This is a genomic window from Paenibacillus sp. P36, from assembly GCF_045866505.1.
GTDB classification, from domain to species: domain Bacteria; phylum Bacillota; class Bacilli; order Paenibacillales; family NBRC-103111; genus Paenibacillus_E; species Paenibacillus_E chondroitinus.
On record NZ_AP038372.1, the window covers coordinates 772,501 to 783,543 of the forward strand.

Below are 11,043 nucleotides of genomic sequence, written 5' to 3' on the forward strand. Positions count from 1 at the left end.
TCTCGTTAAGGAACTCGGCAAAATGACCCCGTAACTTCGGGAGAAGGGGTGCCTCGGTAGGGTGAATAGCCCGAGGGGGCCGCAGTGAAAAGGCCCAAGCGACTGTTTAGCAAAAACACAGGTCTGTGCGAAGCCGCAAGGCGAAGTATACGGGCTGACGCCTGCCCGGTGCTGGAAGGTTAAGAGGAGTGGTTAGGAGCAATCCGAAGCTATGAATTGAAGCCCCAGTAAACGGCGGCCGTAACTATAACGGTCCTAAGGTAGCGAAATTCCTTGTCAGGTAAATTCTGACCCGCACGAATGGCGTAACGACTTGGGCGCTGTCTCAACGAGAGATCCGGTGAAATTTTAATACCTGTGAAGATGCAGGTTACCCGCGACAAGACGGAAAGACCCCATGGAGCTTTACTGCAGCTTGATATTGGACTTTGGTACGATCTGTACAGGATAGGTGGGAGCCTTTGAAGCCTGAGCGCCAGCTTGGGTGGAGGCGCCGTTGGGATACCACCCTGATCGTATCGGAGTTCTAACCTGGTACCGTGATCCGGTATGGGGACAGTGTCAGGTGGGCAGTTTGACTGGGGCGGTCGCCTCCTAAAATGTAACGGAGGCGTTTAAAGGTTCCCTCAGAATGGTTGGAAATCATTCGCAGAGTGCAAAGGCATAAGGGAGCTTGACTGCGAGACCTACAAGTCGAGCAGGGACGAAAGTCGGACTTAGTGATCCGGTGGTACCGAATGGAAGGGCCATCGCTCAACGGATAAAAGCTACCCTGGGGATAACAGGCTTATCTCCCCCAAGAGTCCACATCGACGGGGAGGTTTGGCACCTCGATGTCGGCTCATCGCATCCTGGGGCTGAAGTAGGTCCCAAGGGTTGGGCTGTTCGCCCATTAAAGCGGTACGCGAGCTGGGTTCAGAACGTCGTGAGACAGTTCGGTCCCTATCTGTCGCGGGCGTAGGAAATTTGAGAGGAGCTGTCCTTAGTACGAGAGGACCGGGATGGACGTACCGCTGGTGTACCAGTTGTCTCGCCAGAGGCACCGCTGGGTAGCTATGTACGGAGGGGATAAGCGCTGAAAGCATCTAAGCGCGAAGCCCCCCTCAAGATGAGATTTCCCAGTATGTAAGACCCCTTGTAGACGACGAGGTTGATAGGTTCGAGGTAGAAGTGCGGTAACGTATGCAGCTGACGAATACTAATCGGTCGAGGGCTTAACCAATAAACCTATAGTTGTAACTTTACGCAAGTTTCGTATCTAGTTTTCAAGGCGCAAACCACGCTTTGACTGTTTGGTGATGATGGCGGAGGGGACCCACGCGTTCCCATCTCGAACACGACCGTTAAGCCCTCCAGCGTCGATGGTACTTGAACCGCAGGGTTCTGGGAGAGTAGAACGTTGCCAAGCAGTACCCCTTGTGGGTGTTTTAATATCCACAGGAGTAGTTATCAATTTTGGCCCTTAGCTCAGCTGGTTAGAGCGCACCCCTGATAAGGGTGAGGTCGGTGGTTCGAGTCCACTAGGGCCAACCATTAATTTTTTGTTCCAGACAAGCCTTAAGGGGCCATAGCTCAGCTGGGAGAGCGCCTGCCTTGCAAGCAGGAGGTCAGCGGTTCGATCCCGCTTGGCTCCACCATATTCCCTGATAGCTCAGTTGGTAGAGCACTCGACTGTTAATCGAGTTGTCACAGGTTCGAGTCCTGTTCGGGGAGTCCTAACCCATAAATACTAGGAGAAGTGTCCGAGCTGGCCGAAGGAGCACGATTGGAAATCGTGTAGGCGTCACAAGCGTCTCGAGGGTTCGAATCCCTCCTTCTCCGTTTCTTATAAAGTTAGACATTATGGCGGCGTAGCTCAGCTGGCTAGAGCGTACGGTTCATACCCGTAAGGTCGGGGGTTCGAGCCCCTCTGCCGCTAGTAATTCGTTATATTGGAGAGATACCCAAGTGGCTATAAGGGGACCCTCTGCTAAGGGGTTAGACTGCGTAAGTGGTGCGAGGGTTCGAATCCCTCTCTCTCCGTTGTAAATTTTCATTCAGCATGGCCCGTTGGTCAAGTGGTTAAGACACCTCCCTTTCACGGAGGTAACAGGGGTTCGAGTCCCCTACGGGTCACCATTCTTACCTTAGAATTTTATTCCCATGGAGGCTTAGCTCAGCTGGGAGAGCATCTGCCTTACAAGCAGAGGGTCGGCGGTTCGATCCCGTCAGCCTCCACCATACATGTTCAACTTTATAAATGTGGAGCCGTGGTGTAGAGGCCTAACATGCCTGCCTGTCACGCAGGAGACCGCGGGTTCGAATCCCGTCGGCTCCGCCATTATAACAATTGAATACGCCGTTGTAGCTCAACTGGTAGAGCAACTGACTTGTAATCAGTAGGTTGGGGGTTCAAGTCCTCTCGACGGCACCATTGCTTTATGGAGGCTTAGTGAAGTGGCTAAACACGGCAGACTGTAAATCTGCTCTCTCCGAGTTCGGTGGTTCGAATCCATCAGCCTCCATTTCTTTACCTTTTAATGTGGCGGTCGTGGCGAAGGGGTTAACGCACCGGTTTGTGGATCCGGCATTCGCGGGTTCAAGTCCCGTCGTCCGCCCATTACCTTTCATTGGGGATTAGCCAAGCGGTAAGGCAACGGACTTTGACTCCGTCATGCCAAGGTTCAAATCCTTGATCCCCAGTTTCTTTCATGAGTCATTAGCTCAGTTGGTAGAGCACCTGACTTTTAATCAGGGTGTCGTAGGTTCGAATCCTACATGACTCACCATTTGCCTTATTTACAGCATGCGCGTATGGCGGAATTGGCAGACGCACTAGACTTAGGATCTAGCGGGCGACCGTGGGGGTTCAAGTCCCTCTACGCGCATCATTCCTCAAAATAGTTGAGGAAACCCCATTATCATGCGGAAGTGGCTCAGGGGTAGAGCATCGCCTTGCCAAGGCGAGGGTCGCGGGTTCGAATCCCGTCTTCCGCTTTTTGGCGCTATAGCCAAGTGGTAAGGCAGAGCTCTGCAAAAGCTTTACCCCCAGTTCGAATCTGGGTAGCGCCTTCTGCCTTTAAGCAAGCCGGAGTGGCGGAATCGGCAGACGCACAGGACTTAAAATCCTGCGATAGGTGACTATCGTACCGGTTCAAGTCCGGTCTTCGGCATTATTTACCTCAATTTCATACGCGCCCTTAGCTCAGCTGGATAGAGTATTTGACTACGAATCAAAAGGTCGGGAGTTCGAATCTCTCAGGGCGCGCCACATATGCCGGCGTGGCGGAATGGCAGACGCGCTCGACTCAAAATCGAGTTCTCACGAGTGGAGGTTCGAGTCCTCTCGCCGGTATTTTCTCGGGACGTAGCTCAGCTTGGTAGAGCACCTGCTTTGGGAGCAGGGGGTCGCATGTTCAAATCGTGTCGTCCCGACTTTTAACATCATGCGGGTGTAGTTCAATGGTAGAACTTCAGCCTTCCAAGCTGGTAGCGTGGGTTCGATTCCCATCACCCGCTTTAAGCAAATGACCACCTTCGGGTGGTTTTTTGCTTTAGCAGGTACAAATAAGAGAACACCAGGTCGCTATTTTAGCAATAATAGCCCTTTGAGCAAGTGTAGGGGAACAGGGATCCCTTATTTCATTATTTAAATCAGCCAGTTGCTCCATTTAGCCAAAATAGAACCCTGTAGTTCCCCATTGCCTTCTGAGTTCCCTCATTTCAGCAGAATAAGGGACTGAAGTTCCCCAATGGATCTCTCCTTCCCTGCGGATGAAGTTTATGGACGAAGCATCAACTGTGAATATTTTAGCATAAGGACTAAGACAAACAGACAAGCATAGGCGAATATACATATACGGATTCATCAAAAGTTGATTATCAACTAGGAGGTGTTTCGGTATGGTTTTTTGGATAATCGTCGTTGTCATTGTTGTAATCGGTTTGTTAATCTGGGCTAGCAGGAAGAAGAAAACGGCGGTAGAAACAACAGCAGTGAAAACACATAAGGAGTGCTCCTACTGTAATGAGGAAATCGAAATCGATGCGGCAGTTTGCAAGTACTGCAGGGGGATTGTGGTAAGCTCAAGCTAACTCGATACATGATAAAAGCAAAAAGCAAAAACCTGAGGGGAACAAGCCTCAGGTTTTTGTGCATTCATGTTATGCTGCGGCAGCCGAAAAGCACGCTATTCCGATTGAAAAATGACCACCGGTTACGAATATATTTATACTGTTGGTCATAATTTATTTCGGAAATTAGATTCCAAAATATGAGAAAATAAATACATGCTATGCTATTAATAAAGTCACTTCCCATAAATTATTGTACCTATGGTCATTTTATTAATTGAACAAACCCGACGTTTCCTCTATACTTGGAATATACAGCGTAAACATTAGCGATAAACGGAGATGACTCAATGAACCGTGAGGAAAAAAAGCGGGCAACGCGCAAAAAAATCATAGACACAGCGCTAGAACTGTTTGCGGAGCAAGGTTACGAAGCGACAACGGTTCATCAGATCACGGAGCGTGCTGGTGTTGCGAAGGGAACGTTTTTTAACTATTTTGCGACGAAAGAAGAAGTTTTCTGTGATATTCAAACATTCTGGGCGTCGACGGAGTTTGTTAAGCTGAAGGATAAAGTTGGGCCAATTCTCCCTCATTTGCGGGAGTTTCTTATCGAATTGGTGAGGCTCGTACCTTATACCCGACAACTTGCCCGTGCATTATTTCAAAGCAATCTTAGCAACGAGAAGTCACTATCTAATCAGTTGGAGATGTTGGAAGAGCTAAAAGTAGTGCTCATTCCTGTCATAGAAGAAGCACAAAAACGAGGAGAATTCTCAACCGTTTTCCCAGCAGAAATGATAGCGGACCAAGCTATTCAAACGTATATGGGCGTATTAATTACCTGGGGCATGGGGATGGGCGATGAGAGGCTTAATACTCAGATGGCTGTCAGTTTCGAGCTGTTTTTTCGAAGTCTGCGGCCATAGATCTATTTCATTGGCGCTCCGGCCCAAAAAAGTGTAACATCATTGTAGTAAAAAAACATGCGCAAATTGCAGCAGTCAAAGGAGCTTGAGCCAGTTGAATATAGAAGTAAACAATGAAGTACCCGCCAATTTTGAGGAACTAAAAAAATCCGCAAATCGCTCATCCAATTGGAGAGAACGTCAGGATGCTGTCGAACAATTAGGACAATGGAATGATCAACAGAGCATAAATATTTTGACTCGTATGATGACCAGTGATGCCGTATATCCCATTCAAGAGCTGGCTTACCGCAAGCTTAAAGCTTTTGGTGAAGATGTTCAGCTGCCGCCACGGAAAAAAGGGGATTTGGTCAAAGGTGCAGGCAAGGTATTTGTGCGCATTAAAAAGAGCTTACCAGAAGGTCATACCTTTGAGGCGTTTAAAGAAAAGCTTCAAAAAACCAGAACTGACGTGTACGATACGTACGAAGGGGACAAGGGCGCTGACTTTGATCATTGGCTTGAGACCACTTGGGCTTCATTGCTGAAGTAAGAGAAACGTATAATTTCCACTAATCTAACTCATATTATCGAAGTTACCAATCCATATCAAAGGAGACTTCGAGATGCAGCAGCAAACACCATACAATAACATGAATCAAATGGCGCCTAATATGAACCATGGGGGACACGAGCTCTTTGATTTGCATGAAGTGTTAGCTTGTACCATTAATGTACTTGATCAGTTTATGATTTTCAGGCAGTTCGTCCAAGATCCCGAGCTTCTGGATATTTTGGATCATCAGTACAGCTTCACCCTCTACCACTACAATTTAACGGCAGAGTGCTTTACTACAGGGCAAAAGCCGAGCCAAGAGACACAGACCTACATGATACGGAATCTGTCTCAGCCCATCTATGGAATCAAGCCTACTCAGCCCAAAAAGCCGAATCAATCGCTGGCTGATGTGAAGGATGCTGGTATTAGCGCACATATGCTGGGGCTTATCAAGTCTCATGCCTCGCTATTAACGATGACCTCTGTTGAGGTAACGAACCCTACAGTGCGTCGTGTACTGGCTTCCCAAGTGCAGAACTTTATTGAGATGGCTTATGAAATTTTCTTGTATCAAAATAGAAATGCTTACTATCAGGTTCCACAATTGGGTACAGCTGATATGCAGAAAATGCTGAATACCTTCGTCCCGGCTCAGGGCATGCCGCAAATGCCTCCAAATAATCGGGCAACGATTCATTAAAAGATAAAAAACCAGCTGGGGTCTGCTTAGACCTTGGCTGGTTTTTTAGTTACTTCTTTTTCATGGACATCGACGCAAAAGGGCATTTCGAAGCTACACTTTCATCGTCACGCAGAAAATATTGCTCCCACTCCAGATTGTCTGTCTGACCATACCATTTGAGGGAGGGATGCGCTGGAACGCCGTCGTACTCGACCAGTTTCTGACGAATCAAGCTTTTCATATTGCGTCCGAAAGCGGTAGAATCATTGATTTCCTCAAAAACCCATCGAGGCTGGAAGGTGATTAGAAAATAAGGTGTCCACCGGCTTCGGCGAACCTGATGGGCAGGTGTCCCGCAAAAGGCGAAGTACGGATGCCCACTATAACAGAACTCCCAAGCATGGTGGGAGGGGTCTTGAGGAATGTGTGCGGGCCACGGCACCGGATCTTTGGCGCTTACCCGGCTTAATACGGACCAGAAGACCTGTTCATAATCTTCTACAGAGAAATTAGCCGTCATGTCTGTTGGCGTTTCAAAAAATATAACAAGCGAAGCGTACCGACCGGTATCACGGGAGCATTCACCGTATTGATACAGCAGCTGCGCAGTCTCTTCAATTGCTTTATCGGATCTGGGATCTGCTGCAAAGCCAAACCTCAAGCTGTCAGTGAGATACCCCTGCCGCCCTGGGATGCAGGGGTACATGCGTTCATCATCGGCAATCATATGCCCGAACTTGCGAAAGGCGTCTTGCTGCCAGTCAGGCAGCTCTTTTCCATTGTGATCCAGCCAACTCTTAGATTTCAAATGAACCATAACCAAACCCTCCTTCTTCCATTCGGAGCATAGTATGCTGAGTGGAAGAGTTGGGTGAATGCCTACATGATTTCTACATCAATAGGTGAACACTTGAACCCATTACATGCGCTCTCGGAGCACGGACAAGCAGACACCGCTATGATTAAATCCATTTCCGCCCGAAGCTCAATATAATCGCCAGCCTTCGATAGCGGCCTCTCAACCGTAATTTCCCCTGATGGATGTATGACGGAATTCATAAATAAGTTGACGGGGTAATGTTGATCAGGGGCAGGGATTGCAAACTCGGCTAAAGCCTGATTCAGGTTATGATAACAGCTTGCATGATCCTTTTTATTGTATAGCACCTCGTACATTTCGCTGCGGCAAGCTGGATTAATGAAATCGTGTTGACCTACGCGGTCGGTTACGATGGTTAACATTGGCTTGTATGTATTAGTATAAAGCAGATCCCCTGGCTTCACTTTCAGTTTATGAAGGGAATCCATTGTAACTCCCGGGTCCAGCCGTTCCCTAAAGTCGTTATCACGATAAGCGACAAAGTCAGCGACTTGCTCGCCTTCTACATCGGTTATTCTAACCGTTTGACCCTTGCTGAGCTTGAATCCAAGCCCCTGGGTGGCCGGAATTCGCCATTTTTGTTTGATCATATGTGCCTCCAAAACGAGTTTGTGGAAATTACTTTAACAGTATGGCTTCAGCAAGAGACTGTCATGCAGTTAGACTGGCAGAATTGAACTAGGGAGCTAAGAGCTTATTTTGCATCAAACCCATTACCTGTGTAAGATAATAGGGAATTACTATTTTGGATGAGGGGGATTTCATGGTTTTCGGTGCGCGTGTTTGGAAAACGGGTATCGCCGTTGCTTTGGCCTTATACATAAGTGCCTGGCTAAATTTTACTCCTCCTGTCATTGCCGCTGTTGCTGCTATCTTTGCTATGCAGCCTTCGATTTACCGGTCGTGGCGCTACTTTCTGGAGCAGCTGCAGACAAATATTCTTGGTGCGGCATTGGCTCTGCTGGCGGGTATGTTTTTCTCAAATAATGTCATTGCTATTGGCATTGTCTGTATTATTGTCATTATTCTCAGTCTTAGAATGCGTATGGAAGAAACGATAGGTCTTACTTTGGTTACCGTTGTAGCGGTGATGGAGGCTTCAGGGGAATGGGAGTTCGCGCTTAATCGGCTGCTTCTTAGCTTGATTGGTATCGGATGCGCCTTTGTGGTGAATATATTCTTCTTTCCGCCGAAACCTAAGGAGCAATTCGCTGCACAGATTCAGACTATTTTCAGCAAAATGTCACTCCTTCTTCGCACAGTGATCTCCAATGAAATGAAAGAAACGGTGTTTCGTGAGGAAAAAGAAAGCCTTCGCAGCGGTCTCAAATCCCTGTCTGAAAAATACAGACTCATGGAAGAAGAGATCAAAAAACTCAAAGGCAAGGGAAATGGCTTCAGCCGCATACGCGAGCTTGTTGTATACAAACAAAAGCTGCTCGCTATGTATAAAGGGTTAGAAGTGATTGAAGCCGTAGATGAACATTACTTTCAGGCCGCTCGAACTGAGGCGATTGACGACTATTTCGATCAACATATGGAAAAGTTAATAAAATTCCACGAACATGTGCTGCTGAAATTCGATGATAAGCTGAAAGAGGATAGTACGGAAGGTATGGAAATGGAAGCTGAGAATGATCGCTTCATGACGGTTCTCATTGAGCGTTATACCCAACAGCCGCAGGGATTATTGCGTTTATCCGTAGTGGCTGCCGCTATGTATGACTATGGTCATCAAGTTGCACGGTTGGATAAGCTTGTCGAGTATGATCATCGTGGTGAAAGTGAAGAAAGAGAGCCTCTGGAATTACTGCTTAAAGGTATCAGGTTAAAATAGCTCTTAGCTTAGAACCTTGGAGCCTCCTAGTTGTCAGATAAATTCTGGTACTAGGAGGTTCTTTTTATAAAATGTAGGACAAGGCTTGCTTTCCAAAATTGTATGTGCTATATTATGATTCTTGCTCCGAACGGAACAAGGCGCAAGCCGAGATAAAGATCTGAACGTGTTGAATATCTTCACGAATGGATGAAAAAATTAAAGCTTGCAATTGAAAAACAGATATGGTATATTACTTCTCGCTGCTTCGGTAACACGGCAGTGAGCGAAAGAAATTGATCTTTGAAAACTGAACAACGAGTGAGTAAGCACAGTCGAGCAATCGACTATAAATGAGATTGTAAAATCTCGCTAGCAAGTCAATTGAGCTATTCAGCTTTTCTATTATGGAGAGTTTGATCCTGGCTCAGGACGAACGCTGGCGGCGTGCCTAATACATGCAAGTCGAGCGGAGCACTTCGGTGCTTAGCGGCGGACGGGTGAGTAACACGTAGGCAACCTGCCTATAAGACTGGGATAACTATCGGAAACGATAGCTAAGACCGGATAACTGGTTTTCTCGCATGAGAGAATCATGAAACACGGAGCAATCTGTGGCTTATAGATGGGCCTGCGGCGCATTAGCTAGTTGGTGAGGTAACGGCTCACCAAGGCGACGATGCGTAGCCGACCTGAGAGGGTGAACGGCCACACTGGGACTGAGACACGGCCCAGACTCCTACGGGAGGCAGCAGTAGGGAATCTTCCGCAATGGACGCAAGTCTGACGGAGCAACGCCGCGTGAGTGATGAAGGTTTTCGGATCGTAAAGCTCTGTTGCCCTAGACGAACAGCAAGGTGAGTAACTGCGCTTTGTGTGACGGTATAGGAGAAGAAAGCCCCGGCTAACTACGTGCCAGCAGCCGCGGTAATACGTAGGGGGCAAGCGTTGTCCGGAATTATTGGGCGTAAAGCGCGCGCAGGCGGTTAATTAAGTTGGGTGTTTAAGCCCGGGGCTCAACCCCGGTTCGCATCCAAAACTGGTTGACTTGAGTGTAGGAGAGGAAAGTGGAATTCCACGTGTAGCGGTGAAATGCGTAGAGATGTGGAGGAACACCAGTGGCGAAGGCGACTTTCTGGCCTATAACTGACGCTGAGGCGCGAAAGCGTGGGGAGCAAACAGGATTAGATACCCTGGTAGTCCACGCCGTAAACGATGCATACTAGGTGTTGGGGATTCGATTCCTCGGTGCCGAAGTTAACACAGTAAGTATGCCGCCTGGGGAGTACGCTCGCAAGAGTGAAACTCAAAGGAATTGACGGGGACCCGCACAAGCAGTGGAGTATGTGGTTTAATTCGAAGCAACGCGAAGAACCTTACCAGGTCTTGACATCCCGATGTAACACCTAGAGATAGGTGCCCTCTTCGGAGCATTGGAGACAGGTGGTGCATGGTTGTCGTCAGCTCGTGTCGTGAGATGTTGGGTTAAGTCCCGCAACGAGCGCAACCCTTGATCTTAGTTGCCAGCACTTCGGGTGGGCACTCTAAGATGACTGCCGGTGACAAACCGGAGGAAGGTGGGGATGACGTCAAATCATCATGCCCCTTATGACCTGGGCTACACACGTACTACAATGGTCGGTACAACGGGAAGCGAAGCCGCGAGGTGGAGCCAATCCTTATAAGCCGATCTCAGTTCGGATTGCAGGCTGCAACTCGCCTGCATGAAGTCGGAATTGCTAGTAATCGCGGATCAGCATGCCGCGGTGAATACGTTCCCGGGTCTTGTACACACCGCCCGTCACACCACGAGAGTTTACAACACCCGAAGTCGGTGGGGTAACCCGCAAGGGAGCCAGCCGCCGAAGGTGGGGTAGATGATTGGGGTGAAGTCGTAACAAGGTAGCCGTATCGGAAGGTGCGGCTGGATCACCTCCTTTCTATGGAGACTCGGTCTTGATAAGACCAGTCAAGTGCGCAAGCACACATCGCTTACTCACTCGTGTTCAGTTTTGAAAGAGCAATCTTTCAAAAAAAGTTGACAACCAACATCGCTTTGCGCATGTAATGGTTGCAACATTGTTCCTTGAAAACTAGATAACGAAACAAAACGTAAAGTAAGAACTTAGGTAGCAATACCAAATG

At 48.1% G+C, this 11,043-nt stretch carries 7 protein-coding genes, 22 tRNA genes and 3 rRNA genes (1 of these 32 only partly in view); 30 read left to right on the top strand and 2 right to left on the bottom strand.

From position 1 onward, the window contains the following. The 28 genes from ACKTT9_RS03445 to ACKTT9_RS03580 all read left to right on the top strand — a co-directional run. A 23S ribosomal RNA gene (locus ACKTT9_RS03445) occupies positions 1-1,222 on the top strand (it extends 1,694 nt beyond the left edge of the window). Positions 1,223-1,291: 69 nt separating this feature from the next. Next, a 5S ribosomal RNA gene (rrf, locus tag ACKTT9_RS03450) occupies positions 1,292-1,408 on the top strand. Between the two features lie 48 nt (positions 1,409-1,456). Further along, positions 1,457-1,533 (top strand) — tRNA-Ile (locus ACKTT9_RS03455). Positions 1,534-1,561: 28 nt separating this feature from the next. Continuing rightward, a tRNA-Ala gene (locus ACKTT9_RS03460) sits at positions 1,562-1,637 on the top strand. Positions 1,638-1,640: 3 nt separating this feature from the next. After that, positions 1,641-1,713, top strand: a tRNA-Asn gene (locus tag ACKTT9_RS03465). Positions 1,714-1,732: 19 nt separating this feature from the next. After that, positions 1,733-1,821: transfer RNA gene (locus ACKTT9_RS03470), tRNA-Ser, on the top strand. 23 nt (positions 1,822-1,844) lie between these two features. Then, a tRNA-Met gene (locus ACKTT9_RS03475) sits at positions 1,845-1,918 on the top strand. 15 nt (positions 1,919-1,933) lie between these two features. Further along, positions 1,934-2,022, top strand: a tRNA-Ser gene (locus ACKTT9_RS03480). 21 nt (positions 2,023-2,043) lie between these two features. Further along, positions 2,044-2,118: transfer RNA gene (locus ACKTT9_RS03485), tRNA-Glu, on the top strand. A gap of 26 nt (positions 2,119-2,144) precedes the next feature. Beyond that, positions 2,145-2,220, top strand: a tRNA-Val gene (locus ACKTT9_RS03490). Positions 2,221-2,243: 23 nt separating this feature from the next. Continuing rightward, positions 2,244-2,320 (top strand) — tRNA-Asp (locus ACKTT9_RS03495). Positions 2,321-2,337: 17 nt separating this feature from the next. Then, positions 2,338-2,413 (top strand) — tRNA-Thr (locus tag ACKTT9_RS03500). 9 nt (positions 2,414-2,422) lie between these two features. Further along, positions 2,423-2,504 (top strand) — tRNA-Tyr (locus ACKTT9_RS03505). A gap of 20 nt (positions 2,505-2,524) precedes the next feature. After that, a tRNA-His gene (locus ACKTT9_RS03510) sits at positions 2,525-2,597 on the top strand. Positions 2,598-2,610: 13 nt separating this feature from the next. Next, positions 2,611-2,682 (top strand) — tRNA-Gln (locus tag ACKTT9_RS03515). 10 nt (positions 2,683-2,692) lie between these two features. After that, a tRNA-Lys gene (locus ACKTT9_RS03520) sits at positions 2,693-2,768 on the top strand. Positions 2,769-2,787: 19 nt separating this feature from the next. Next, positions 2,788-2,867: transfer RNA gene (locus tag ACKTT9_RS03525), tRNA-Leu, on the top strand. A gap of 37 nt (positions 2,868-2,904) precedes the next feature. Beyond that, positions 2,905-2,976: transfer RNA gene (locus tag ACKTT9_RS03530), tRNA-Gly, on the top strand. Positions 2,977-2,980: 4 nt separating this feature from the next. After that, positions 2,981-3,051, top strand: a tRNA-Cys gene (locus ACKTT9_RS03535). 15 nt (positions 3,052-3,066) lie between these two features. Next, positions 3,067-3,152 (top strand) — tRNA-Leu (locus ACKTT9_RS03540). A gap of 21 nt (positions 3,153-3,173) precedes the next feature. Further along, positions 3,174-3,250: transfer RNA gene (locus tag ACKTT9_RS03545), tRNA-Arg, on the top strand. Between the two features lie 5 nt (positions 3,251-3,255). After that, positions 3,256-3,334, top strand: a tRNA-Leu gene (locus ACKTT9_RS03550). 6 nt (positions 3,335-3,340) lie between these two features. Beyond that, positions 3,341-3,414: transfer RNA gene (locus ACKTT9_RS03555), tRNA-Pro, on the top strand. Positions 3,415-3,427: 13 nt separating this feature from the next. After that, positions 3,428-3,498: transfer RNA gene (locus ACKTT9_RS03560), tRNA-Gly, on the top strand. 384 nt (positions 3,499-3,882) lie between these two features. Continuing rightward, the gene (locus ACKTT9_RS03565) at positions 3,883-4,074 is read left to right on the top strand and encodes a hypothetical protein (protein WP_157319811.1); all 192 of its coding nucleotides are present in this window, start codon (positions 3,883-3,885) and stop codon (positions 4,072-4,074) included. A 329-nt stretch (positions 4,075-4,403) separates the two neighbouring features. Next, the gene (locus ACKTT9_RS03570) at positions 4,404-4,982 is read left to right on the top strand and encodes a TetR/AcrR family transcriptional regulator (RefSeq protein WP_407870510.1); all 579 of its coding nucleotides are present in this window, start codon (positions 4,404-4,406) and stop codon (positions 4,980-4,982) included. Positions 4,983-5,076: 94 nt separating this feature from the next. Continuing rightward, a complete protein-coding gene (locus tag ACKTT9_RS03575) occupies positions 5,077-5,514 on the top strand; it encodes a HEAT repeat domain-containing protein (protein WP_407870511.1) in 438 nt (145 codons plus the stop codon). Between the two features lie 73 nt (positions 5,515-5,587). Next, entirely contained in the window at positions 5,588-6,220 is a 633-nt protein-coding gene (locus tag ACKTT9_RS03580) for a spore coat protein (RefSeq protein WP_407870512.1), read from the top strand. A 49-nt stretch (positions 6,221-6,269) separates the two neighbouring features. Here ACKTT9_RS03580 and ACKTT9_RS03585 read toward each other — a convergent pair whose 3' ends face one another. Beyond that, positions 6,270-7,019 (bottom strand): YqcI/YcgG family protein, encoded by a 750-nt coding sequence (locus ACKTT9_RS03585; protein ID WP_407870513.1) that lies wholly within the window; start codon positions 7,017-7,019, stop codon positions 6,270-6,272. 62 nt (positions 7,020-7,081) lie between these two features. Continuing rightward, the gene (locus ACKTT9_RS03590; RefSeq protein WP_407872953.1) at positions 7,082-7,669 is read right to left on the bottom strand and encodes a DUF1989 domain-containing protein; all 588 of its coding nucleotides are present in this window, start codon (positions 7,667-7,669) and stop codon (positions 7,082-7,084) included. A 176-nt stretch (positions 7,670-7,845) separates the two neighbouring features. Here ACKTT9_RS03590 and ACKTT9_RS03595 point away from each other — a divergent pair, with 176 nt between their 5' ends. Then, complete coding sequence (locus ACKTT9_RS03595) at positions 7,846-8,919, top strand: aromatic acid exporter family protein (RefSeq protein WP_127458748.1); 1,074 nt, start codon at positions 7,846-7,848, stop codon at positions 8,917-8,919. Between the two features lie 383 nt (positions 8,920-9,302). Further along, positions 9,303-10,838 (top strand): 16S ribosomal RNA (locus ACKTT9_RS03600). Positions 10,839-11,043 lie beyond the last annotated feature (205 nt).